The organism is Margalitia sp. FSL K6-0131, assembly GCF_038008735.1.
In the GTDB taxonomy this organism is placed as follows: domain Bacteria; phylum Bacillota; class Bacilli; order Bacillales; family Bacillaceae_C; genus Margalitia; species Margalitia shackletonii.
On the sequence record NZ_JBBOZS010000001.1, the window covers coordinates 4,822,663 to 4,847,830 of the forward strand.

A 25,168-nucleotide genomic window follows, 5' to 3' on the forward strand; every position below is an offset into this window, starting at 1 on the left:
TGAAGATGCTTTCAAAACATAATTCCATTCAACGTGATCAAGTAGAAATGATCGCTTTAGACCAGTTGGTTCCCGAAAATCATTTAGTCCGAAAAATGGAGGCAGCGATTGATTTCTCTTTCATTTATGATTTAGTGGAAGAAACATATTCCGCAGTTGGACGCCCAAGTATTGATCCCGTGATCTTGATTAAACTTACCTTTATTCAATATACATTTGGCATTCGTTCGATGCGTCAAACGATTGAAGAATTAAAAACGAATATGGCCTATCGCTGGTTTCTTGGTTATGGTTTCTATGATAGAGTCCCTCATTTCTCTACCTTTGGAAAAAACTATGAGCGTCGTTTTAAAGATACCGATTTGTTTGAACAGATTTTCTATCGAATTCTAAAAACAGCAGCGGAAAAGAATTTGATAAGTGCAGAACATGTTTTTATCGACTCCACTCATGTAAAAGCGAGTGCGAATAAACGTAAATTCGAAAAAAAGGTGGTCCGAAAAGAAACACGTGCCTATCAAGAACAGCTCCAAGAAGAAATCAATCAAGACCGGGAAGATCATGGAAAAAAGCCATTTCCACCAGATAAATTTGAAAAAGAAGATACAAAAGAAATAAAAGAAAGTACCACAGATCCTGAGAGTGGTTACTATGTGAAAGACGAACGGACTAAACAGTTCGCCTATTCTTTTCATGCAGCTTCTGACCGCAAAGGATTTGTTTTAGGAAATATGGTGACACCAGGAAATACCCACGATAGCGTAATCCTAGAACCATTAGTAGAACAAGTAATGGATATTGTAGGAAAGCCCGATGCCGTTGCGGCAGATGCAGCTTATAAAACACCGGCCATCACGAAATACTTAATCGAAAACGAAATGACACCTGCTTTACCTTATACAAGACCACGTACAAAAGAAGGTTTCTTCCGAAAACACGAGTACGTATATGATGAATACTATGATTGTTACATATGCCCATCAGGGGAGATATTGAATTACTCTACCACGACAAAAGAAGGGTATCGTGAATACAAATCTTCTAAGCATATTTGCGCTAATTGTCCATTTTTATCGCAATGTACGGAGAGTAAGGATCATCAAAAAGTAGTGACTCGTCATATTTGGCAAGAGTACCTTGAGGAAGCAGATCATCTTCGTCATCACAAAGAGGTAAAAACGATATATGCGAAACGCAAAGAAACGATTGAGCGTGTATTTGCAGACGCAAAAGAAAAGCATGGTATGCGTTGGACAACGTTAAGGGGACTTAAAAAATTGTCGATGCAGGCGATGCTTACTTTCGCTGCCATGAATTTGAAGAAAATGGCCAACTGGATATGGAAAGGTCCGGAAATGGCCTAGTAGATGAGGATGAGAGAGGTCAGCATACACCCAAAAAGGTAAAAAAGTAAGAACAAAATCAAAAGGGGTTCGGAATGTGACCATTCCGAACCCCTTTTGTCTACAATCTGAAGCTCAGATATCTAAATCTGAGCTTTTTATGTCTTCTCCAAAAACACTCCTATCCCAATGGATAAACTCTTCCCAAATAGCATATTCTAACCCTTGAGGTGATTGCATGAAGCCCACAAAGTTATTTTACCTTGCAGTTCTAATCCTTCCTTGGTTAACCGTACCCTTTCTAGGCAAAAACGCATTAAAAAGACATCTCCCTGCCGCCATTTTTATATGTACTTTTACGAAAATAATTGATACTTTTGGTGAAAAGAAAAGATGGTGGAGGTTTTATAAAGGGATTCCACCATTTGATAGTATGAATTTTTTTAACCTTGGACCCTATCTTGTTATGAGTCTTTGGATATTAAAAATGACATATGGGAAATTTGTGCTGTACATTATTTCTAATGCCATTCTTCATCTGCTATTTAACCTTCTCGGGCTAAAACTGGTAGATTGGTGTAAAATATTTACCTTAGAAAAATTAAAAAAGCCACAATACTTTTGCATCAACTGTTCGCGTGCTCTTCTTCTTTATGGGTTTCAATATATTTATGATCATAATAAAAAATGAATCCCCCCATAAGCGACCAATTGCTTACGGGGGATTCTAAAGTTCGGGCATCAATCCGCCTCTTTGGTATTTTAAATCTCTTCTTCCAACTCTACTTTTTCCGTTTTCAAAAAGAATTTCGTTACAAAAAATCCTGCTACGATAACAATTGTTGTTAAAAGCCCTGCTTCCGGACCAAAACCTCCGCCAGTTAAAATTGTGTCACGAATTTCTGGCTGCAAAATACTAGAAGTATTCGTTCCGCTTACATGAAATCCCCATACATTACCTTGAAAGAAGTTCCAGGTTAAATGATAGCCGACTGACATCCATAATCGGTTCGTTTTTAAAAACATATATGCAAACAGGAGACCAATCAATACGATATTAATAAGACCTAAAATTTTTACATTATCATTTAGAATATGTGCACAGCTAAAAATAACGGCAGAAACAATATACATAATAATTTTTGAATGTGTCGGTTTTAAAATCGAAATGATGTACCCACGAAAAAATAATTCTTCATTTAATGCCACAAAAATAAATGTAATCAGCCCTAGAAGGAGGGACCACGAAAAACTCCAGTGAACATGGTCAAAATAAATTTGTCCAGTTGCTAACAAAATAAGGAAAACCGCCGTAATCGAAGCAAATCCTAATATCAATCCAAAGATAAGCTCTCTTTTCCGCTTCCAAAAATCCGTCCAGCCCATATTTTTCATGGCCAGTTTCTTAAACTTAGTCATGATCAGAACCGTTAAAAGCACTCCACAAAAGGATGCAGCCCCTGATAGTAATCCTGTTACAGGATCATCTAATGAAAAGTTAGAAATAGATTCTAATGGAGCATCAGAAGTCGCAATGACATAAATGACAGCCGGAATCGACAGGATTGTAGTTAAGACAAGCATCAGGACAATAGAAACAACTAATTTATAAATGATACTGGCAATCAAACGCGCTTTACTTTTCACTTCCATTTTTTCATACCCCTAATAATATATATTTATCTTTCCAATCATTTTACAGGAAGGCTAATACGAAAAAAAGACTAAAAAGAAGAGATATACATCTCCCCTTTTACAATACCTTACTTAAAAACGATTGCGTTCTTGGGTTCTTCGGATTTTCAAACATTTCACGCGGAGTCCCTTCCTCCATAATAATTCCCTCGTCCATAAAAAGAACCCTGTCACCAACTTCACGGGCAAAGCCCATTTCATGTGTAACTACTACCATTGTCATGCCTTCCTTTGCAAGATCCTTCATTACTTTTAAAACATCATCGACCAGTTCAGGATCAAGAGCGGAGGTTGGTTCATCAAAGAGCATCACTTTTGGATTCATAGCAAGAGACCTTGCTATGGCAACCCGTTGTTTTTGACCGCCGGATAAACTTTCCGGATACACCTTTGCTTTATCGTAAAGTCCTACCTTTTCCAAAATGGGAAGAGCAATTTCAGCTGCATCCACCTTGCTTATCCCCTTCACCTTGATAGGTCCCAATGTGACATTCTCCAACACGGTCATATGGGGGAAAAGATTAAAATGCTGAAACACCATTCCTACCTGTGTACGTATGGCATTTATATCAATCTTTGAATCCGTTAAATTTTTCCCATCTATTATTACCTCACCAGATGAAATCTCCTCCAACAAATTCAAACATCGCAAAAAAGTGCTTTTTCCGGATCCAGATGGCCCAATGACACAAACAACTTCCTTCTCTTTAATATTTACATTGATTCCTTTTAAAACTTCGAGCGCACCAAATGATTTATGCAAGTTTTTGACCGTTATCATGTTACACATCCAGTCTCCTTTCTAACCGACGTAAATATAAAGAAGTCGGAATTGTGATACAAAGATAAAGGACACATACCATGATTAGTGTTTGGAAAGTGGCAAAATTAAGATTGTAATATTGTTGTCCCATATAAAGGAGCTCTCCAACCGCGATTACGGAAAACAACGAGGTATCTTTTAAACTAATAATAAATTGATTCCCAAGCGGAGGAATCATTCGTTTAAATGCTTGCGGCCAAATAATGTAGCGCATCGTCTGCCGTTGTGATAAACCGATGGAGCGCCCTGCTTCATGCTGCCCTTTTTCAATCGATTTGATGGCTCCACGGACAATTTCGGCAATATAGGCTCCAGCGTTAAAGGAAATCGCGATGATGGAGGCAATAATTTTATCAATATTTATCCCGATGACTTCTTCCGTAAGACCGAAATAGATGAAGAGAACTTGAGCTAGGATAGGAGTACCTCTCACGATCTCGACGTAGACCATACATATCGCTCGAATAATGCGATTCTTTGACAGCCTCCCCATTCCAACCAGTGCTCCAAGAATAAAGCCAAGAATTAATCCTCCAATCGTAATAATGAGCGTCCATACCAATCCTTGAAATAAGAACGGCAAACATTGAATATAATAACTGTTCAGTATGGCATCAATCATAAAAAAACTTTCATCTCCTAACATTGTGTGAAAGAAACGTAACATAGACTTCATTGTTACGCCTTCTCGATTTTTCAGGCTTCCATTGCTTATTTACCCCGCCATTTCTCTGATGGTTCAACTCCAAAGTATTTTTTGTAAATTTTTGCATAGGTTCCGTCCTCTATAATCTCTTTCAATGCAGCATTTACATCGTCTACTAAATCAGAGTTTTTCGGGAAGGCAATACCGTATGATTGTCCCTCTAGTACATCACCGGTTGTCTTCACTTTTCCATTTCCTTGCTGCTTAATAAAGAAAAGAACATTTGGCAAATCGTAAAAGGCAGCGTCGAGACGGCCTGTTTTCACATCCATGTAGGCATTAACGATTTCTGGGAAAGCTTCAACCTTTGCATTTGTTTTGTCTTTCAAATATGCTTGGCTTGTTGAACCTTGACGAGTACCGATCTTCTTTCCATCCACATCGTCAATAGAGTGAATCTCGCTTTCATTTGAAACCATTAACACAATGCCCGAATCATAGTATGGATCTGAAAATGCAATAGATTTTTTTCGATCGTCTGTGATGGAGATCCCTGCAATACCCATTGGATAACGCCCCGATTTCATCCCCGCAATCAACCCATCAAACTGCATGGATTCAAATTTCACTTTAAATTTAGCCCTTTTGGCAATTTCCTTGATTAAATCAATGTCGAACCCTTCCATTTCACCGGTTTTCGAATTCTTATATTCGAATGGTTTGAAATTCGAGTCTGTCGCCACTGTGTAAGTCTTCATCTTGCCATCACTTGTTCCTACGTTTTTGCCGCCTGTTCCGCATGCTGATAAAAGTGCGATTGACAGTATAACGGCCAATATCCTTATTCTTTTGCTAAAAATAACAAACCCCTCCTGTAAAAAGTTAATATTTTTTCATTCGCTATGAAAATAGCGGACTATTACTACTTTATAGAAACAGGCAGAGTATTATACCAATTCATTGAAAAGGGAAATATTCTTTTCCATTAATCTGTTATCAAATCACCGGAAAGAAGGGGCACCGTGATAAATAAGATTGAATGCTTTTTCACCTAAATTTAGAGTTTATATGTCTAAACAACATATACTAATACAAAAAAGGAATGAGGCAGTTATGAAAAACCTTTTACTGTTCACTATGTCTACCTTACTTATAGTCATTAACTTAATTGGATGTGAGCATCCTTCAAAAGGAAACGATCCAAGAAAACCGATAAATATATCGAAGCGAAAATTTATTATTCTTGATTCAGTAAATGCTCCGCTTCCGCCAGAGATAAAGGCAATTAAATCCATGCCGAGTACCTTAGAACCACAGCAAATTCCTAATGCAAATTGGAAGGACCCTATTGTCATTACGAAAATGCCTTTGAAAAACCGCAAATAAAGCCACCTGAAAAATTCGGTGGCTTCAATCATTCCTCATATTGTTGATTGTTCTTTTTACCTCTTCCACATCCGTATCACTATAAATCGCTGTCCCACGCCCTCCTGTTGTCCTGGCCAGCCATTCTTTTACTTCATTATAAGACATCCCTGACTGCGCATTTTTTCTTTTTACTTCATCAATATTTGTTCCGGCGACTGTAAATCCGTCATTGTTGCTATTCTCCATAAAAAAACCTCCTTGTTGTTTAGCATTATGTTTTCGCAAGGAGGTTTGTTTATGCATTGTTGGTATACATATTTAAGATTATTAAACGTTAACTTTAGATGGAACAAGAAACGATGAAGTTGCTTTAAGACTGTTTGTATTGGTAATCAGTATGTTATTTTACTGATTAAATTCTCATTCTATTTTACTCAAGCATCTTCTCTAAAAAAGGAATAATCTGATCATCCTTCGATATGTTCAGCTTAATCCAATCCAGTTCCTTTTTAACAAGCCTCCGGATCTGTGCTGCCGCCTTTTTGTGATGGCTTGGTGTAATGTTTTCAAAGATTTGTTCAAGTTCCGCAACTAAAGATGAAGGAAGTGATTTCTCTATTGTCTTTAATCCTAACTGTGCTCGTTCAGGCACATATCTATGCAAAAGTACTCTCCCTAAGTGATACATAACATTCGTCAGCATTCTCACTTCCCAAATGTCATTTCCCCTTGCTAACATCTTTTTATATTGGAACAAAAACCAAGCTACATCATATACGTCATCACAATATTCCGTTTCTGAGAGTGATAATCCCTGAGTATCACTAAATTCATCTAAAAGATGGCTAGGGTCGTACAACACTTTAAAATAATCCTTCCCAACAAATGATTCCCTCGTCACTGTGAACAAATCAATGTGCAGCATATCATCGAATACCGCAATGATCTGTGGGGCGATGATAAAAATATCATCATAAAAAATAATTTCCCGATAAGCCTGTAAATGGTTTAAGCGCCTTGATAAAAATTGCTCCTCATGCTCTTTATGAACAAGACAATAAAGATCAATGTCCGAATGCTCATCCTGTTCGTTTCTGCCCATAGAACCCTTTAAAAAAATGGCTTGCACAGATTTATCCTGTTTTAAACTTTCCACTATTTTTTCTACTGCTGTATTTTGTCTTAACATATTAGAATCCCCTTTTACATTTCCTATTTATCATATTTCGGTATCTCTGATTATTTTCCTTTTTTTAAAATTTGATATAGAACGGGATTTGTCCCTATTTCCAATTAAGTGGAGCAAGGATCCTTCTTCCCATTCCACCACTCAACCGCCAGTTGAGTGAAAACTTTCGGAACATTCAACTATCTGTTGATAGTTTGATAGGGATGAAAATGTTACCATCATATTAAACAGCGCGCACTGTATTATTTTAAGGAGGAGAATAAAATGCTCGATACACGTAAAATTGGCGTATATATTTCTAAACTTCGCAAAGACAAGGATATGACTCAATTAGAGTTAGCAGATCAATTAAATGTAAGCCACCAAGCCGTTTCAAAATGGGAACGCGGGGAATCACTTCCCGATATCGGGACACTGCCGATGATTGCCCATATATTTGATATAACGGTCGACGATATCATGAACGCAGGAGAAGCGCTAGAACATCGAAAATACCTTCATATTGGAGATATGTTTAGTGAAATTTCCAGCGGGAAAACGGAAGAAGTAGCGGAAATGGTCAATTCTGGAGAGATAAGCGTAGAGGAATTTGTGGATGTTGCCCCATTAGTAAAATCTAGTATTCTAGATAAGGTTACAGAAAGCCTGGATAAAAGAGTTTTTAATGTAGAAACAGTCATGCAGTTGGCACCATTCGTTGGTTCGGAAGTATTGGATGAATTAGTTCAGCAAATGGCCGATGAAGAAATCAATTGGGATATTGTTGCAAGATTTGCTCCATTTCTTAGTAAAGATTCGCTGAGAAAATTAGTGGATAAAACAATTGGAAATACTTTGTCTATACAAGATCTTGTCAGAATTGCCCCATTCCTTGGCAGAGAATACGTTGATATGCTGCTCGAGAAAGCTGTGGATGGTACAATCAGCTGGAGCTTTGTTCATGCCCTCGCTCCATTTGTAAGTAGAGAACGATTAAATGAAATAGTTAATAAGGTAGTCGATGGAAAGCTAGATATTAATAGGGTTACAAGCCTTGCACCTTTCTTAGGCAGAGAAAATATCGGAACGTTGCTTGAAAAAGTCGGTACTGATAAAATGACTCCGGATATATTGGTAAAACTTGCTCCGTTTGTGGGAAAGGAACGATTAAATGATTTGGTTTGTCAGGTTGAAGAGGGTGAAATAGATATACAACGGATTAAGGCCCTCGCTCCTTTTTTAGGCAGAGAGAATATCGAAACACTGCTGAAAAAAATCGGAATTGATCATATAGACCCAGATGTATTGGCAAGCTTAGCGCCTTTTTTGGGAAGGGAAACGTTGAGTGGCTTAGTGAAAGAATTATTGGGGAGAGTTAAATAAACAAGATAATGCAAAAACCGTCTATGCTGACGGTTTTTTTATAGTATATATTGCAATGTAGTTGTGGGGAATCATTCCTTGTCCTACCCTTCAGCAAATTAAGGGATATGACATTTGATCCACCTATCGGAGAAGGACCATACCCCCAGTCCAAATTAGGTGGACAAGGGATTGGACCCTCCGCCACACTTACAAGTCGTCAACCAATATATAAGCAGCCTTTACTGGACCATGAACACCAACGACTAGGTTCATCTCGATATCCGCGGAGTTGCTTGGTCCTGTAATAAAGTTGATACAGGAAGGAATCACTTCGCCTTTTTGAATTTTTTCACGAATTTGAACGGCCGCTTGAGTCATCCGTGGAACGAGGGAGCTTTTTGGAATAATGGCAATATAGGTACGAGGAAGCAAGCTCACGGACCGCCCCTTGTTCTTGTCATTGAATAAAACAACGGTTCCTGATTCGGCTAACGTGATATCACTAAAAGTAATACCAACATTCGCTTTCTCGCAAAGGTCTATATTTTTTTCTCCCATAGTAGGATCCCAAATATGAACGTCCATTTGTTTACTTGGCCACACTTCATGTATAAGCGTATGCAATCCGGCTTGTTCAAAACGCTCATCCTTCCAAAGGGAAAGCGGGCCGCCTCCATATTGCTTCACTACGGTATCCAATGTAGATGCTAACTCACCAACATTCGTGTCGAAATAATCAACATGAATGTTCACACATTGGGCTTTGAAAACTTGAACTAATTCTTCCTGGGTCGCTCCTTTTAATATTTCGTATTGGGGCTTTTTGGAATAAGAAGGCAGAGCTACTCCATGAGGTTTCGGCTCTCTACCTAGATTTTTAGCAATTTTATTTAAAAATCCATCACGATTTTGAATGGTACCGATCATGTTAGTCATCTCCTTCCTTCCTTTTATGGAACCAGTCGCGGAATCGCTCTTTATTCGGAGCAGGGAAATCACGAATTTCTGTCCACGCCTTTAACGGGCCTGGTCCTTTTGTGATTTTATTATCCTTCACAAATGGCTTCACTGCCTTTGTTGCTATTTTAGAACCGACTCCATAAAAACCACTGGATGCAGCACCCAATCCAAAGGCTTTCATCATTAGTTTTTCGGAAACACGCGCCTTTCCTTCCCGTTCCACAATGATCTGTCGATGTTTATGAAGCAACTCATGGAGCGGAATTTTTACAGGACAAACATCTGTACATGCCCCACACAAGGATGAAGCATATGGAAGCTCCTTGAACTCGTCATAACCACCTAACAATGGTGAAAGTACCGCACCAATTGGACCTGGATAGATAGAACCGTAGGAATGTCCGCCAATATGGCGATAAACTGGACAAACATTAATACACGCGGCACAACGGATACATTGTAGAATCGGTTGGAATTCCGTACCGAGAATTTCTGCCCTGCCATTGTCCACAATGACTAGATGAAATTCTTCCGGTCCATCTACTTCCCCTTCTATTCTTGGTCCAGTTAGGGACGTAACATAACTGGTCAATCGCTGTCCAACGGCACTTCTTGTTAAAAGACTTACCAATACTTCCATTTCCTCATAGGTAGGAACAATCCTCTCCATACCCATAACAGTAATTTGCGTTTTCGGAAGAGTTGTCACCATCCTTGCATTTCCTTCATTGGTTACAAGACTAATAGATCCACTTTCCGCAATGGCGAAGTTACAGCCTGTTATACCAACATCCGCTGATAAAAATTCCTTTCTGAGCATAGCCCTAGCGTGTGCAGCTAGCTCCTCCGGTTTTTCTGTTTTGGTATAACCAATCTTTTCTGTAAACACATCCCGGATCTGCTCCTTGTTTTTATGCAAGGCCGGTGCAACAATATGGGATGGCGGATCATGGTCATCAATTTGCAGAATGTACTCTCCTAAATCGGTTTCCACTACTTCACAACCTGCCTCTTCCAGGCACTCGTTCAAACTGATTTCCTCTGTTACCATAGATTTTGATTTGACTATTTTTTTCGCATTCTTTTTAACTACAACATTTTTAATATATTCGCGCGCTTCTTCAGCTGTTTCGGCAAAAAAGACATGACCGCCGCGTTTTGCGACATTTTCACTTAATTGATATAAATAATAATCGAGATTAGCCAGTACGTTTTGACGGATTTCTTCACCAAGAGTTCGCCAATCCTCCCAATTGCCAAGCTGTTCTGCAGCTAAGCCCCGGTTATGCTGCAAGCGTTCTTGAGCTCCACGAACGGCACCGCGCATAAAACCATCATGAAGCCCTTCATCCATCCGGCTTTTAAATTGTTTTTCGCTAATTTTTATGCCCAATATGCTCACCTCCATGGCCGCTATTTAATACTTCAGCAATATGTAATACCTTAATCGGTTTTCCTTTGCGATCAATACGTCCGCCAATATTCATTAAGCAGCCGCAGTCAGCGCCAATTAAATATTCCGCTTCTGTCTCCTCTACATGCTGGACTTTCTCATCTACCATCTTCTCAGAAATCGGCCCCATTTTTACAGAAAAGGTTCCGCCAAAACCACAACAATTATGTGCATTAGGTAGTGGTTCAATTTCTAAACCTTTTACATTTTTTAAAAGTTTCATAGGTGCTTCTTTCACACCAAGCAGCCTTGTCATATGGCAGGATGGATGATAAGTGGCTTTCCCATCCAATCTAGCTCCAACATCTTCTATTTTTAAAACATCCACAATAAATTGCGTGAATTCATATGTTTTATCCGCTAGATTTCTCGCTTTCCGCTCCCATTCCGGGTCACCTGCAAAAATCTTAGGGTATTCTTTAAACATAAAGGCACAAGAACCAGATGGCGCCACTACATAATCAGCATCTTGAAAAGCCGTTATCATTTTCTTCATAGCAGGTTTCGTATCTTCCACATAGCCGCTATTGTAGGAAGGCTGCCCGCAGCATACTTGCCCTTCTGGAAAATCGACCTCACAACCTAGCCTCTCGAGCAATTCCACCATCGATTTTCCTACATCCGTTTTAAACATATCTACTAGACATGTAATAAATAAACTTACTTTCAACTTTGTCACCTTCTTAAAAGTATAGGGAACATAAGGTCATCAGATGACCTGTTAATATTGTAACTCCAATTTAAAATTTTGAAAAGGCCCTTACTGTTCGCCCTACTTTTAGACTTATTCTACTTTTTTATAAAAATACCTTTCCAACAATAAAATCCTCACTCGTCTTGGTGAGGATTTTATTGCCAATTACTATTTTAAATAATCCTTAAGCATCTCTTCTACACTGTTCAAGTGGTCTAGCATGGCGGTTCTGGCTTGCTCCGATTCTCTTTTTTCAATATGTTTTAACACCCGAGCATGCTGTTCATAAAGAGTCTCGAGTGTGGAAACTTTTGAATATAACCAGATTCTTCTTGTTTCTTCCATCGCTTTTACCATTAATTCAGAAACGTGGCTCATCAAACTAATTAATAACGGATTATGAGTCGCTTTAACAAGTGCCATATGAAAGTCAAGGTCCGCCTGTTCCCCTAATTCTTCATTTCCAGTCGCCTTTTCCATATCCAATAAAGCACTTTTCATATTGGCTAAATCTTCTTCTGTATGCTGCAGTGCCGCTGTAATCGCTACTCCAGTCTCTAATATTTTCCTGACTTCAAGAAGATGTACGATATCTTCCTTATCCATTAAAAGTGCCTGATCAATGGGGTAGGTGATGTCGCTAGGTTCAAACTTACGTACAAACGTACCTTCCCCCTGTCTCAATTCAATTAACCCCATAGCTCTTAAAGATGTAAGTGCTTCACGGATCGTGGATCTTCCTACTGAAAAATTTTCTGCAAGCTGCTGAACAGAGTCTAATTTTTGACCTGGCTGCAATTTACCTTCACGAATCATATCTATTAACTCACTTGCGACTTGTTCATATATTTTTTTGGGTTGTATCTTTTTATATTCCATTTTTTCACTCCTGAAATGCACGATCCATATTCTTTATTTTCCCATAAAACTTTTCACTGAATACATCTCTATCTTACTATATTCGCTAAAAGTTTTATAAAAATAGCTGTATCTTATATTTATTTTTTCTCTCACCATCTTCATTTCATTCTGTTTCACCCTTTTTTGGAATATAAAATAGTAGAGTTTTCGTTTCAAAATTTGTCCATACTAATCGAATGGAAGGTGATACTTTGATAAAAAAAATACATAGAATTTTAACTACTATCTTCGTCTTTATTTTAGCATTCACACCAAATATGCATGTTAAGGCTCCTCTCGCTCATGTTCAAGCACATGCGATAGAGGAAAAAGGAGATCTGTCCAATCAGCTCGATCAGCTTTTAAATAAGGATCATAACTTATATGGTGCAATTGCCGGTGTCAGTGTTCGGTCAGCTGCCACTGGGCAAATCATGTATGATCATTTTGGAAGTATCCGCTTACGACCTGCATCCAATATGAAACTTCTAACAGCTGCTGCTGCATTGTCCGCTTTAGGCGAAAACTACCGGTTTACTACTGAAATCCTTACAAATGGAAGAAAACAAGGGAACACGTTACACGGAAATCTATTTTTAAAAGGAAAGGGAGACCCCACTCTTTTGAAAAAGGATTTTGATTCCATGGCTGCGGATCTTCGTAAAAAAGGTATAAAGTCAATTCAAGGCGACCTTATTGGAGATGACACATGGTATGACAACGTAAGATTATCCACTGATCTCATGTGGAGCGATGAAACGAGTTATTATGGGGCACAGGTTTCAGCATTGACTGCATCACCCGACAAGGATTTCGATGCCGGAACGGTGGTAGTGGAAGTAAAACCCGGCAGTGAAATTGGTTCTAAAGCAATTACTGCTGTCACTCCAAAAACAAGCTATGTCAAAATTGTCAACAATGCCGTTACCGTTTCACCGGATAGTAGAAAAGAAATTAGAATTAAACGTGACCATGGCTCCAATACCGTTACCATTGAAGGAACTATTCCCGTAAAAGCCAGCATAACAAAGGAATGGATTGCAGTCTGGGAACCTACCCGTTTTGCATTGGATTTGTTTAAACAATCACTTGCGGAGAATGGAATTAAGGTTGAAGGAAAGGTCAAAACAGGAGTGACATCTGATGGCTCACAATTATTAATTACACATAAATCCATCCCTTTAAAACAATTACTCTTTCCTTTTATGAAATTAAGCAATAACGGTCATGCCGAAACGCTTGTAAAAGAAATGGGCAAAGTGGTAAAAGGAGAAGGCAGCTGGGATAAGGGAATTGAGGTAATGATAAAGCAATTATCAAAACTAGGGGTGCATACAAACTCGCTAGTAATAAGGGACGGATCCGGGATTTCCCATATCGATTTAGTACCTGCGGACGAAATTTCTTCTTTACTGTATGCAGTACAAAAACAGAAATGGTACCACTCTTATTTACAGTCTCTTCCTGTTGCTGGTGAAACGGACAAAATGGTTGGCGGTTCACTAAGATATCGTATGAAAACTGCTCCGTTAAAAGGAAATGTGAAGGCAAAAACCGGAACCCTTTCCACCATTACTTCCTTATCCGGATACCTAAAAACCACAAGCGGAAAGGAACTAATATTTTCTATTTTGCTAAACAACCTAACTGATGAGTCAAAAGGGAAGGATATAGAGGATAAAATTTGTGCAATATTAGTCAATCAATAATATTCAAGAAATAGCGGATAGTCTCTTAATATGGCTATGCGCTTTTTGTTTGCGGTTGCACGGCTTCCCTGGACGAACTTGGGACTTGTCCACAGATAGTGACTGATGAATCCACTTCCATTAGATAATTCAGTCACTTTCGGGTTGGCCCCCTTATTTTAGACACATACTCCTATTATCTTTCTTTTTCGCAGTATTTTATTTTTTTGTTTAAGATGGAAATTGCCCCCTCTGTCTTGCCTAATTTTGTGATAGTATCATATCGACTTGACATGGAGCCTCTTCGCGCATGATTCTCTATCCAGGAACCCAGCCTCTTAAGAAGCTGTATTCACCAACTAGGTTATCATGCGCTGCTCCATATCAAGTCGTGCTCCTAATTCGTTCTGCTTTTATACCAAATAAGGGGCCAATTTCCTCTCATCCTATTCTCACTACAAATTAATAACCATTTCTTCCATACTACCTACCTCGTTAAATTTCTTATGGAACTGAGTAGGGGAAAGATAATGAAGACTCCCATGATATCTTCGGTGATTATAAAATTCCATATACTCATCTATTCGGTAATACGCTTCATCAAAACACTCAAAGGTGTACCGTTGGTAACACTCCCGTTCGATGATACTGTGAAATGATTCTATATACGCATTTAAATTGGGTGATTTTGGGGGAATACGTTCATGATAAATTTTATGGAGTTCACAAAATTCCCCAAAGTCTTTACTTACAAATTGTGGACCATTATCGGTTCGAATAATGATACTATATTCCTTTTCATCTTGTGGCAAATGAACCTGACGCCGTATAATGGCTTCTTGAAGCATTGTATTAATGTTCTCGGCTTTACATGTTGATCCTCGATAATAACCTACAATACAACGGTCGAATACATCTATGGCACTTGCCAGAAAAAAGAACCGGCCACTGTCTTCTATCGAACCATATTTAATATCTACTTGCCATAATTGGTTGGGTCCGGTAATTGAGTGCTGCTTAGCTAGTCGTCTTGGATAGGAAGGAGAAACGTTGCGCTTTGGCAGTAGAATGCCTAACTTATCACATAATCGGTACACTTTTTTAAAGTTAATCACTAGATTATGTTCCACCCTTAAATAATTGGTTAACTTACGATAACCATAGATTCCTTCTTCTCCTTCTATGCCTTCCATTAAAAGCTCTTCAATTTGTTCGTCGGAAACCATAGATCCATCTTTTCTTAATGAATAACCTGGACTAGGACGCCCTCGCTTCGTTACTATTTTTTCATTTGTTTCAATATCCTGATGATAGTAGTACAAAGAGCGACTCACCTCCAATGCCTTCATCGTTTGTTTTACAGGAAAACCTTCCGCAACCCAAAGATTCACTTCATCTAATTTTGAATTTATAGAGATTCGTTTTTTTTTATTAAATTCTTTAACATGGCAACTTCCAGTTCTTTTTCTCCAAGCAATTTCATCGCTTGTTCATACTTTTCTAGTAGTTCGCCTTTAGTGGGGTTATCAGATAATATGGTTGTACCCTCATTTTCCATTAGATCAAGCATTTCATCTTTATATTCATTCATCCACCTTCTAAAGGTATCTCTTGATATTCCCGCCTTTCGGGCAATAGAAGAATGGTTACCCGTTTCTAACGCAAGCCGAACATATTTCTTTTTTACATCTTCAATTACATCAATTTTCTTTCCAGGCATGGGTCTTCACCTCCCTATGAATCATTTTGTATGTTATACATTAAGTGTAAACCTAAGGTATTATCGTGTCTAAATGATTAAGGGGGCTAAAAAGCTTTACAGAATAATTCAGGCAGTTCACGTAATTATTCAGGCATAATTCGGAATAATTCAGGCAATACAACCTCTCAATATATTCCACAAGTGGTGCATGACACACTATGTGAAACCTTTATTATGGGGATTCCGTAGATAAAATGCAGGACTTTTATTTTTTATTGGAGATGAGTAAAAATGGAATTCATTTTTTTAGCGATTGGGATTGCTCTAGCTGGTTATTTTATTGGGGATGGTTTAAAGAATTTTAATAATCCAACTGCGAAAAGCGTCTTTCAAAAGTGGGAGGAAAGTGATGAGCATGAGTTAATAAAAGAGAGCGATATACACTTTTACATGGGAATTTCTAAGGAAGATGCAAAAGCCTTAGTAAATGACCATCCGGAAATACCGCATCTAGCTCTAAATGGAAAGAGTTATTATCCAAAAAGAAAATTGCGGGAATGGCTTTTAAAAATTGGAGAGTAACTTTTATGATTTTCCACTGTCCATATGGAATGGACAAACCTTCTATTTGTCCACAAGTAGTGCCTGACACTAATGATACCCAAATAGGCACCTTTTGGGACACCAGTAATATTTAGGTATATAATGGGGTTGTAGAGGCTTTTCTAATTTAGGAGGCGCATTGAAATGTTTCGTAAGATTTTAGTAGCAGTCGATGGTTCTGAGATGAGTGAAAAAGCTTTGGAAGCAGGATTGCATCTTGCAAAAGAACAAAAAGCAGATGTTACTTTAGTACATGTGGAGAGAAATATTACGATTCCAGTAGGTTTGGAAGGTACTACAGTCGATAATATTTATGAATCCATCCAAAAAGAAGGAGAAAACCTTTTAAATAATATGAAAGTGAAGGCAGAAGCAGAGGGAATACAAGCCCAAACCGTTTATCTTCAGGGCGATCCTGCCGTTCAAATTGTTCAACTTGCAGAAAAAGAAAATCACCAATTAATCGTAATCGGAAGCCGCGGCTTAGGCAATATTAAAGAAATGATGCTCGGAAGCGTGAGCCACAAGATTTCTCAATTGTCTCATTGCCCAGTATTAATTGTAAAATAAACAAAAAATACAGGGAGGTTACATGTCTCCCTGTATTTTTTCTTGGATACGTAATCGGTTTTACATAAGTAAGCGAAACTATTGAAAGGAAACTTTGAAGGAGGGAGAAAAGTGAAAATTGTCGGAGTTTCAGGTTCACTGGCAGGAAGTAAAACAATGCAAACCGTACATGAAGTTTTAGCTGCAGCCAAAAATATCAATCCCGCCATTGAAACGGAATTAATTGATTTACAAGAATATGACGTTGAATTTATGCGTGGTACACCATTATCTTATTACAACGACGATACCCAAACCGTCGTTAACAAAATACTCCAAGCAGATAGTTTGGTTATTGGAACCCCTATTTACCAAGCATCAATTTCAGGTACATTAAAAAACTTATTCGATTTAATGCCGATACGGGCATTTAAATCAAAAGTAGTTGGATGTATTACCAATGGTGGATCTTCTAAACATCTTCTCGTAACACAATATCAATTAAAACCAATTCTTCATTATTTAGAAGCAATTGTCGTTGCAAAGGACGTATTTGTTCATAATGATTTATTCGATGTAGAGACTGCGGAGATTTTGGATAAGGATATTTTACGAAGAATAAACAAATTAGCGGAAGAAATGCTATATTTACAAGGCAAATTAGGAGGTTAGCGAACAGTTTATGGTACTGTCCGCTAACTTTTTTCTATGGTACATTAATGCTTTATCAAACATTGCTGAGACACCTGGTTACTCTTTTCATTATTAACTAATTGCTTTTATTTGCTTGCCTAGCCTTCAAGTATCCAACCAATTTTGCATCTCACTTTGGCTTTTCCTTCTTCTTGGTCACTTGAACCTTAATAAAGGACAATTCGCTTCCGTTTTTCCTTCCTCTTGGTCTTTTGAACCTTTATAAAGGACAATTCGCTTCCGTTTTTTCTTCCTCCTGGCATTTTGAACACTCACAAATTAACAAAAATCAAATTCCTACAGTATTCATTAAAACTACGCGATACCCATCCGGGTCCTCAATGGTAATTCCACCGCGATCCCAATATGGATTTTCCGACGGCACTTGACGATATCCCATTCTCAATAATCGTTCCGCCATTTCATTCCACATAAAAGTATCTGCTATATAAAAGACAAGCAACTGATCTTCTGGCGGATGCGGAATTGGCTTTCCACTTTCATGCTGTGTAAATTCCAAATGATAACTCTTATCGGGAATGCCGAACATCACACCCTCATACCCTTCATGTTTTTGAAACTCGCCTACTTTTTGGAGACCTAATCCTTTCCCGTAAAACTCAATAATCTTCTCCATCTGGTTCGTGGGTCTTGCGATTCGGAATTGAACAGCTGGAACTAGCGTCGACCATTCTTTTCTTACAGTGATTTCATATGGAAGAGTTGGGTGAGTTAAATAAGCTTCCGTATTTCCACTGACTACAAGTTTAATAGGATGCACTTCTGCAGGACGATCTGTCGGATACCAGTTCCGTCCGATTTTCACTAACACACCTACCCCCTCTTCCTTTCCAAAAAAGGAAAAAGAGTCCTGCTCAATCTTATATTGATTTTCTATATACGGAGAAAGAAAATCACGTAATTCATAGATATTTGTGCTAGGCATACCAATTTCCCCTACTCTATACCAACCATCGGACTCCTCTTCCCCTTGTTGAAACGGCCTCTCCAAAATCTCTAGAATATTTCCATCCGGATCATAAAAGTACGCCTGTTTTCCTTTCCAATACATGCTTGTTTCTCCTTCTTCGTTGGATAGGAGTAATTTTTCTTTTTCCAAACGGTTATATATTTCATCAAAAAAAGCAGATCCTAAATGGAAACATACATGGTAGTATGGCTGCGCATCATCTTTCTCAAAATAAACTCTTGTTGTTCCGGCTAAAACGGCAAAGCTTCTCTCATCCTCATAAACTAGCTGCATTTGTAAAAGATTTGTATAAAACTTTTTCATTTTTTCTAAGTAATATGCTTTTAACTGTACTCGGTAAATTTTCATGATTATTCCCCCTTCATCTCAAAAACAAGCATCCCAACACTTTGTTGAAATGCCTGAGCATTCAATTATTTTCCTTCGTATTGTCTCTCGTTTTTCCTTTGGAAATATCCCCATCTGTGGCGATTCTTTCTCACCATATCCTGCTCGATTAATTTAGCAATCTCTATTTGTTCATACGAAAATAACATATTGATCCCTCCATAAAATTTTTAAATTGGATTTTAATGACAAACTTTATTTTTATTTAGTAACATTCAGCTTCGTTTCGATTTGTATTCCATAGCTATATATTAATCTTTACCCAAAAAATCCGAATCCACACATTGATTGAACTTATTTCAAACTTTAGTCGTAGAAATGTCATTCGGAAGGTGGAGAAGAAATGTTCATAAGACTGATGGAATTAGTAAAGGAGAAACTTGACTAATAAAGGACATTTTAGGTTTATTCTTCATACATTTCGCGACGGACTCCCTGAGTTTTTCTTTTGCGATTTTTGTCCTTCATCCCTCCGATGAACGACATCTGGAGCTTTTCCTTTTGCTTTTTTGTCCTTCATCCCTCTGATGAAGGACATCTGGTGCATTTCCTTTTACGTTTTTGTTCTTCATCCCTCTGATGAAGGACATCTGAAGCTTTTCCTTTTGCATTTTCGTCCTTCATCCCTTCGATGAACGACATCCGGTGCTGTTCCTTTTGCGTTTTTGTCCTTCATCCCTCCGATGAACGACATCCGGAGCTTTTCCTTTTGCATTTTCGTCCTTCATCCCACCGATGAATGACACCTGGAGCTTTTCCTTTTGCTTTTTTGTCCTTCATCCCTTCGATGAACGACATCCGGAGCTTTTCCTTTTGCAATTTTGTCTTTGATACCGTTGATGGAGGAATCTGCAGGTTCCTATTTTTCGAAAAAATTCCTTTTGGAGCGATAACAAAATAAGCAAAAAATGGTAAGCGGAGAATTATCTAACGCTGCAGACCCGTATTAGCACAAGAACGGAAACTCCCACCGATTACAAGATCGTATAATTATACTTTTGAAATAGAACTAGATATGCCGGATACCTTAATAAAAGAGTTATTTGGAGAACTTACCTTCAGATGTAATTATGGCTACAAAATTTACGTGGGCGAAAATTTTTATGATAATTTTCGATTGAGGTACGAATCAAAGATAACCGTATGATGGCTCCAGGTGTGCATATATACACTGCGATGCGCCCGCTGAATCCCAATGAATTTCGGGTTTAGAGCATGGTAAAGCTGAATCGGTGATAATGTTTGGAATGACAGGCGAAGTGTGGCAATAATGTCATTACTTCTGGGGTTGTGGTTACAAAGAATGTGGTAATCAGGGGAAACCCTGCCTAAGTGATTAATAGAGAGCTTTTTAGAAATAGTTGGGAGCATCGATACAATGGGAGAAACTAAGAACCAAGATCTCCCCTCCATTTCTTTTATAAATCCCTTACTCAAACATCCCGGAGCGCACAGCAAATAAAGCTGCTTGTGTACGGTCCGCTAAGTCCAGCTTGGATAAAATATTGGTTATATGTGTTTTCACTGTTTTTTCTGTAATATATAGGGAGGCTGCAATTTCTTTATTGCTTTTGCCATTTAAGATTTCTTTTAACACCTCTAATTCGCGCTTCGTTAATTCATCCATCGGCATCCGTTCCGTTTTGGATTTGGTCAAATTTTCCACCAACAGCGTGGTTGCTTTTGGATGAAGCTGTTTTTCTCCCCGCATAATCGCTTCGATGGAATGAACTAATTTATCCGGTTCAATATCCTTTAATTGATAACCTGACGCCCCCGCTTCCATCGCCGGAATAACATGATCCTGATCAGAAAAGCTAGTCAAAATTAGGATTTTCATATCCTCATATTTTTCTTTAATTGCTTTTGTTGCCTCAATTCCGTTCATTACTGGCATATCCAGATCCATTAGAATAAGATCAGGCAACAGTTCTGCTGCTTTTTCAATCGCTTCTTTTCCATCTTTTGCTTCTCCTACAATGTCCAAACCCTTTTGTGTCTTTAAAAAGAAGACAAGTCCACGTCTGACTACATGATGATCATCAGCAATAAGAATACGAATTGCCATCATAACCGCCTCCTAAATCGGTATTTTTATCTTAATTTGAGTGCCTTTACCAGGAGCGCTCGTTAAATGAAATGTACCATTTAAACTTTCCGCACGTGTCTTCATACTTTTCAGACCGAGAGATGGTATCTCATTTTGCTCCATATAAACAAATCCACAGCCACGGTCCGTAATCTCCATTTCCACTTTATGATTTGCAACCATTAAGCTCAAATCTACATCTGCACTTTGCGAGTGCTTTTTGCAATTCGCCAGTGCCTCTTGACCGATTCTCCAAAGGGCTTCTTCTACTTTTCCAGGCAAGCCCGCCACACCGCTAATTTTCGTTCGCATATTTAAATTCAGCATTTGTCCATACGCTTTTAAAGAACTGACAATTCCATGCTCCAGTCCAATTGGCCGGAGCTGCCATATTAAGGCACGCATTTCTCCCAAGGCTTCCTGCGCTAAATCCTGCAAATAAGAAAAAGTTTCTTTTATTCCTTCATCATCTGTCATTTCCATCCCCCCACGCGCTGTAAGGCTTAGGGAAAAAAGCAGTTGATTAACCGAATCATGAAGGTCGCGTGCCAACCGATTACGTTCCGCAATTAATGCTGTTTCCTGTTCTTTTTGACTCAACCTAATCCGTTTCAATGCGGTTCCTATTTGAAAAGCAACAGACTCTAATAATGCCAACTCACTTGGTTCGAAGGTTGTTTTATTAGGAGAACCGACGTTTAATATCCCAAATTTTTCATCTCCCGCCCGGAGTGGAACAGTGGCATGGTGAGTGAGTCCATTTGTTGCACCGCTTTTAATTGCCAAAGCATCTTCAATACGCTTGCATTCTATTATATTTGTAGCTTTATGAAGACGCCCAATATTGTAGCGATTTATACACCAGCATTCTCCACTGCACATTGGGCTGCAGTCGTTAAGGGAAAGAGCCGGGGGTAAGGACTCTTTCGCAACAAGTCGATATCCCCCGTCACCATCTACCAGGAACATCCAACCAATTTCAAGCCCAGTGACATTCAATAATTTATTTAAAACTTCCGGCAGCATCTTCTCTACCTCGGTGCTTTCGTTTAAAAGTTCTGCAATCTCCTTTAGAATAAGCAGTTCCGAATTCTGGATTATTTTAGACAACGGTACTCCCTCCATGATCTTTAAACCTTATGTTATCAAGTATTTGAAACGGTTACCTCAGCAAATTGGCTAAAGTCTTTTTACGACTAAGGTCGTAGGTTTGGCTGATTCGCGGGATTATATCGGAAATTGGCGGGATAATCGTAAAATCTCGCGGGATTATTCATCCTTTTAGCAAAATTGCTGCAAGTTCGGCAGGAATTAGCCATGTGCAAAGATTGATATAGCTAAACATGGCGGCATAAATGTAAAGATTCGCTGAAAAATATCAAAATTTCACTCATGGCAATCGAAACTTATTTTCCTAAAATAAACATCACTGCTGCTATCCCTTTTTCGTAGCCTTAATAATCATCGTTGTTGGAAATTTCTTAGCTTTATAGAGCGAATAATAACGGTCAGACACTTCTGTTTCCACTGAGTCAAAGTTAGATGATACATCACTTTCTATCACTGCATCAATCGTAAACCCCACTTTGATCAATTCATTTATGTATGTACTCATTTTGCGCTTGTGGATGACCATTGGTGCGTCTTCGCCCTTGAATGTTTTGTACACTTCCGTTTCTTCTTGCTGGTAGGAGTCATGAAGATAGATCCGCCCATTTTCGCTTTTTAAATGAGGATATAAAGGATGATCCCAGCTAAAAATAAAGCTGCCTCCATGCTTCAAATACGAATAAATCAATTGAAAGGTCCTTGCTAAATCCGTCGTCCATCCAATTGCATAAATGGAATAGACATAGTCAAAATACTCTTTTGGCAGACCGATATCTTCCTCCATCGGAGCGCAGTACAATTTTGGATTCAGGTTTCCCAATGTAACTTCCGCCGTTCTTTTTTGCTCTTCCGAAATATCAACGCCCCATAACTCATTCGCGCCCTTGCAGGCCATGTACAATAAGGAATGCCCGCTCCCATATCCAATATCTAAAACTCTCTTATTCTGCATATCATCAAAAAGGCGCAACTCATCCTCTGTTTGTGCAAAAGGTCCATAGCTCGGTAATGCGTCTACTCCGTTAAAATGGTGGGCTACTTTGTCCCAGCTTTGTTTGTTTTGATCTAAAATTTGTTTTATCATGTTTATCCCCTCCATCGGTTCCTATTCGATATCGGGGTGAAAATACCTTTTTTCCATTTCTCTCTATTTTTCTATAAAATAGAGAAGAAAGGATGCGCAAAATTTGAAGTGCCATTTCACTTCGTAATCTTTTGAAACACAGAGCTGATGCCCTCTTATCGTAGGGAGAAGACGTAGAAATGCGTTAGCGATGATAAATGGCGCTAGACAGAGACTACACTGGTATTTTTCATATCTTTTATTTACATAGATTATTAAAAAAGATATCGGCAACCAGCGTTATCCAGTCACCGATCATTCACCATGTAATAAGGCTTATCCTCTTGTTCGAGAAGGGTTCTTATTTTGTTTTCAATCAAATCATAGTTTTCCATTGTATTGAAATTCAAGCTTAAATAAACCACTTTTTGATCTATTTCGGATAATTCATCAAAAACTCGTTTATAAAGTGATTTATCATTTTTAAAGTGCAACTTAAAATATAAGTCGAATTGTTCTATACAATTCCCTATCATGATACTTACATTCCGATATTTTTCTGCAAACCTACCTTCTACATCATAGTAATAGGACTTTACTACGGGATAGTCTCTTTTTTCATACAAGGAAGCGAGTGGGTGTCCCGGGTAAAGGTATGGTTTTTGAGCACTGCCATGATGTGTGACATACCCATGGCGAAACCCAAATCTTTCTATCATAATAGTTGTAAGTATTCGTTCAAAAGAAGACATATTTAGTTTTACATAGTCTTTATCTGTTGGATCAATAGCATGTGGAATTTCTACATCCGTTTGCACCCATACTTCTCTTTTGGAAAAAGTAACAGGCAGATAAATCGGTAACATAAAACGAAAAGGGCATCGATACTTTTCCCCGGGTTTCATTATCAGGTTAACAGGAATGGTAAAGGAGTAACACGGATAGGCTTCCGTTCTATTTTTTGCAACACGAAATCTTCTCATCAAATAAATATGGATATTGCGTACTTCTTGTTCTCGAATTCCTCCTTTTAAAACGACTTCCCCTTCAAATGGATCACCGAGTGCAAATTCATCCTTCGATAGAATGGTATCAACTTTTACATTTCCAATCATGTTTGAAATGATTTTTTTCAACATTTTACACTCCCCCTTTGTATGATTTTAATTCCCTCCGCCATTTTTTTCTATTATTATATATAATTAGGAATAATGAATGAAGAATACGGCGATAATATTTGCATTTTTCAAATAAGGGGGATGGATAGATGGAGCGTATTATGGTAATTGGTGTTTCCTCTGGTGTCGGAAAGTCTACATTTGCGAGAAAACTAGGAGAAATCTTGAATAAAAAAGTATATCATTTGGATTCCTACTATTGGAAACCGGGATGGGTTGAATCCTCATTAGAAGAATTTCGACATGCCCAAAAGGAAATCGTCAAAAATGACCAGTGGATCATCGAAGGAAATTATAGTAATTCTTTTGATATTCGCGCAGAATCTGCTGATACCATTATTTATCTCGAGCTTCCTTTAGCAGTTTGCCTTTATCGAGTATTAAAAAGATGGTTAATGAATATTGGCAGAACTCGCCCTGACTTAGGAGAAGGATGCCCTGAAAAGATGGAGTGGACGTTTCTGAAATTTATCTATACAACTTACCATTCCCGGAAGAAGAAAATGGCAGAGCGTTTTCAACTACTTGGTTCCGAAAAGACAATAATTGTGTTAAAAAATAAGAAAGCAATTCGGGAGTATCTTGAGAATATAGCATTAGGTTCTGCTTAGTGTGATGAAGCGGGGTATGTGCCACTTTTAAATTTTTACATTTGGGAACGGGCACGATTCTTCATGCCCGCTTACACGGCACAGCCCCA

Annotated in this window: 26 protein-coding genes and 2 pseudogenes; 9 read left to right on the forward strand and 19 right to left on the reverse strand. The window is 38.4% G+C overall.

What is annotated here, in order from left to right; translation table 11 throughout:
• The first annotated feature begins 5 nt into the window (after positions 1–5).
• Entirely contained in the window at positions 6–1,364 is a 1,359-nt protein-coding gene (locus NSQ59_RS23595) for an IS1182 family transposase (RefSeq protein WP_055742329.1), read from the forward strand.
• A gap of 741 nt (positions 1,365–2,105) precedes the next feature.
• Here NSQ59_RS23595 and NSQ59_RS23600 read toward each other — a convergent pair.
• From NSQ59_RS23600 to NSQ59_RS23615, 4 genes are all read right to left on the reverse strand, one after another.
• The gene (locus NSQ59_RS23600; RefSeq protein WP_055742447.1) at positions 2,106–2,996 is read right to left on the reverse strand and encodes a CPBP family intramembrane glutamic endopeptidase; all 891 of its coding nucleotides are present in this window, start codon (positions 2,994–2,996) and stop codon (positions 2,106–2,108) included.
• A 100-nt stretch (positions 2,997–3,096) separates the two neighbouring features.
• Positions 3,097–3,819, reverse strand: coding sequence for an amino acid ABC transporter ATP-binding protein (locus NSQ59_RS23605; RefSeq protein WP_055742448.1), 723 nt, complete (start codon positions 3,817–3,819; stop codon positions 3,097–3,099).
• Between the two features lies 1 nt (position 3,820).
• On the reverse strand, positions 3,821–4,483 hold the full coding sequence (locus tag NSQ59_RS23610) for an amino acid ABC transporter permease (protein WP_055742525.1): 663 nt from the start codon (positions 4,481–4,483) through the stop codon (positions 3,821–3,823).
• 89 nt (positions 4,484–4,572) lie between these two features.
• Positions 4,573–5,343, reverse strand: coding sequence for a transporter substrate-binding domain-containing protein (locus NSQ59_RS23615; RefSeq protein ID WP_055742449.1), 771 nt, complete (start codon positions 5,341–5,343; stop codon positions 4,573–4,575).
• A 277-nt stretch (positions 5,344–5,620) separates the two neighbouring features.
• Between NSQ59_RS23615 and NSQ59_RS23620 the strand changes: the two genes are divergently transcribed.
• On the forward strand, positions 5,621–5,893 hold the full coding sequence (locus tag NSQ59_RS23620) for a hypothetical protein (RefSeq protein WP_055742450.1): 273 nt from the start codon (positions 5,621–5,623) through the stop codon (positions 5,891–5,893).
• A gap of 24 nt (positions 5,894–5,917) precedes the next feature.
• On the opposite strand, the gene NSQ59_RS23625 is transcribed toward NSQ59_RS23620, so the two are convergent.
• Together NSQ59_RS23625 and NSQ59_RS23630 are read right to left on the reverse strand one after the other, a co-directional pair.
• Positions 5,918–6,121, reverse strand: coding sequence for a hypothetical protein (locus NSQ59_RS23625; protein ID WP_055742451.1), 204 nt, complete (start codon positions 6,119–6,121; stop codon positions 5,918–5,920).
• A 184-nt stretch (positions 6,122–6,305) separates the two neighbouring features.
• Positions 6,306–7,064, reverse strand: coding sequence for a nucleotidyltransferase domain-containing protein (locus NSQ59_RS23630; RefSeq protein WP_055742452.1), 759 nt, complete (start codon positions 7,062–7,064; stop codon positions 6,306–6,308).
• A 264-nt stretch (positions 7,065–7,328) separates the two neighbouring features.
• Between NSQ59_RS23630 and NSQ59_RS23635 the strand changes: the two genes are divergently transcribed.
• On the forward strand, positions 7,329–8,426 hold the full coding sequence (locus tag NSQ59_RS23635; protein ID WP_083489552.1) for a helix-turn-helix transcriptional regulator: 1,098 nt from the start codon (positions 7,329–7,331) through the stop codon (positions 8,424–8,426).
• Between the two features lie 189 nt (positions 8,427–8,615).
• On the opposite strand, the gene NSQ59_RS23640 is transcribed toward NSQ59_RS23635, so the two are convergent.
• The 4 genes from NSQ59_RS23640 to NSQ59_RS23655 form a co-directional block, all read right to left on the reverse strand.
• Positions 8,616–9,335, reverse strand: a complete 720-nt coding sequence (locus tag NSQ59_RS23640; protein ID WP_055742453.1) for a LutC/YkgG family protein — start codon at positions 9,333–9,335, stop codon at positions 8,616–8,618.
• A gap of 1 nt (position 9,336) precedes the next feature.
• Positions 9,337–10,722, reverse strand: a complete 1,386-nt coding sequence (locus NSQ59_RS23645) for a LutB/LldF family L-lactate oxidation iron-sulfur protein (RefSeq protein ID WP_437177127.1) — start codon at positions 10,720–10,722, stop codon at positions 9,337–9,339.
• 22 nt (positions 10,723–10,744) lie between these two features.
• A complete protein-coding gene (locus tag NSQ59_RS23650) occupies positions 10,745–11,491 on the reverse strand; it encodes a (Fe-S)-binding protein (protein ID WP_055742455.1) in 747 nt (248 codons plus the stop codon).
• A 192-nt stretch (positions 11,492–11,683) separates the two neighbouring features.
• Positions 11,684–12,394 (reverse strand): FadR/GntR family transcriptional regulator, encoded by a 711-nt coding sequence (locus NSQ59_RS23655; protein ID WP_055742456.1) that lies wholly within the window; start codon positions 12,392–12,394, stop codon positions 11,684–11,686.
• 233 nt (positions 12,395–12,627) lie between these two features.
• Here NSQ59_RS23655 and dacB point away from each other — a divergent pair, with 233 nt between their 5' ends.
• Positions 12,628–14,124: a D-alanyl-D-alanine carboxypeptidase/D-alanyl-D-alanine endopeptidase gene (gene dacB, locus NSQ59_RS23660; RefSeq protein ID WP_437177124.1), complete on the forward strand. Its 1,497-nt coding sequence runs from the start codon at positions 12,628–12,630 to the stop codon at positions 14,122–14,124.
• Between the two features lie 434 nt (positions 14,125–14,558).
• Here dacB and NSQ59_RS23665 read toward each other — a convergent pair whose 3' ends face one another.
• Positions 14,559–15,437, reverse strand: coding sequence for an IS3 family transposase (locus tag NSQ59_RS23665; RefSeq protein ID WP_244885895.1), 879 nt, complete (start codon positions 15,435–15,437; stop codon positions 14,559–14,561).
• A 74-nt stretch (positions 15,438–15,511) separates the two neighbouring features.
• A complete protein-coding gene (locus tag NSQ59_RS23670; RefSeq protein ID WP_055741498.1) occupies positions 15,512–15,823 on the reverse strand; it encodes a helix-turn-helix domain-containing protein in 312 nt (103 codons plus the stop codon).
• 273 nt (positions 15,824–16,096) lie between these two features.
• Here NSQ59_RS23670 and NSQ59_RS23675 point away from each other — a divergent pair, with 273 nt between their 5' ends.
• The 3 genes from NSQ59_RS23675 (at position 16,097) to NSQ59_RS23685 (ending at position 17,629) form a co-directional block, all read left to right on the forward strand.
• Entirely contained in the window at positions 16,097–16,387 is a 291-nt protein-coding gene (locus NSQ59_RS23675) for a hypothetical protein (RefSeq protein ID WP_055742457.1), read from the forward strand.
• A gap of 165 nt (positions 16,388–16,552) precedes the next feature.
• Positions 16,553–16,978: a universal stress protein gene (locus NSQ59_RS23680; protein ID WP_055742458.1), complete on the forward strand. Its 426-nt coding sequence runs from the start codon at positions 16,553–16,555 to the stop codon at positions 16,976–16,978.
• Positions 16,979–17,089: 111 nt separating this feature from the next.
• Entirely contained in the window at positions 17,090–17,629 is a 540-nt protein-coding gene (locus tag NSQ59_RS23685; RefSeq protein ID WP_055742459.1) for an NADPH-dependent FMN reductase, read from the forward strand.
• 310 nt (positions 17,630–17,939) lie between these two features.
• On the opposite strand, the gene NSQ59_RS28030 is transcribed toward NSQ59_RS23685, so the two are convergent.
• From NSQ59_RS28030 to NSQ59_RS23695, 3 genes and pseudogenes are all read right to left on the reverse strand, one after another.
• Positions 17,940–18,359, reverse strand: coding sequence for a VOC family protein (locus NSQ59_RS28030; RefSeq protein WP_437177128.1), 420 nt, complete (start codon positions 18,357–18,359; stop codon positions 17,940–17,942).
• A gap of 315 nt (positions 18,360–18,674) precedes the next feature.
• Positions 18,675–18,989: pseudogene (locus tag NSQ59_RS28035) on the reverse strand (VOC family protein); the annotation flags it as partial.
• Positions 18,990–19,054: 65 nt separating this feature from the next.
• Entirely contained in the window at positions 19,055–19,177 is a 123-nt protein-coding gene (locus NSQ59_RS23695) for a hypothetical protein (RefSeq protein WP_268888422.1), read from the reverse strand.
• Positions 19,178–19,936: 759 nt separating this feature from the next.
• Between NSQ59_RS23695 and NSQ59_RS23700 the strand changes: the two are divergent.
• A pseudogene (locus NSQ59_RS23700) lies at positions 19,937–20,360 on the forward strand (acetyltransferase).
• Positions 20,361–20,457: 97 nt separating this feature from the next.
• Here NSQ59_RS23700 and NSQ59_RS23705 read toward each other — a convergent pair.
• The 4 genes from NSQ59_RS23705 to NSQ59_RS23720 all read right to left on the reverse strand — a co-directional run bounded on the left by NSQ59_RS23705 (position 20,458) and on the right by NSQ59_RS23720 (position 24,429).
• Entirely contained in the window at positions 20,458–21,096 is a 639-nt protein-coding gene (locus NSQ59_RS23705) for a response regulator transcription factor (RefSeq protein ID WP_340832911.1), read from the reverse strand.
• Positions 21,097–21,108: 12 nt separating this feature from the next.
• Entirely contained in the window at positions 21,109–22,242 is a 1,134-nt protein-coding gene (locus NSQ59_RS23710; protein ID WP_055742462.1) for a GAF domain-containing sensor histidine kinase, read from the reverse strand.
• Positions 22,243–22,552: 310 nt separating this feature from the next.
• Positions 22,553–23,326 (reverse strand): class I SAM-dependent methyltransferase, encoded by a 774-nt coding sequence (locus tag NSQ59_RS23715; protein ID WP_055742463.1) that lies wholly within the window; start codon positions 23,324–23,326, stop codon positions 22,553–22,555.
• Between the two features lie 272 nt (positions 23,327–23,598).
• Complete coding sequence (locus tag NSQ59_RS23720; RefSeq protein WP_055742464.1) at positions 23,599–24,429, reverse strand: sporulation protein; 831 nt, start codon at positions 24,427–24,429, stop codon at positions 23,599–23,601.
• A gap of 128 nt (positions 24,430–24,557) precedes the next feature.
• On the opposite strand from NSQ59_RS23720, the gene NSQ59_RS23725 reads away from it, so the two are divergent.
• Complete coding sequence (locus NSQ59_RS23725; protein WP_055742465.1) at positions 24,558–25,079, forward strand: topology modulation protein; 522 nt, start codon at positions 24,558–24,560, stop codon at positions 25,077–25,079.
• Positions 25,080–25,168 lie beyond the last annotated feature (89 nt).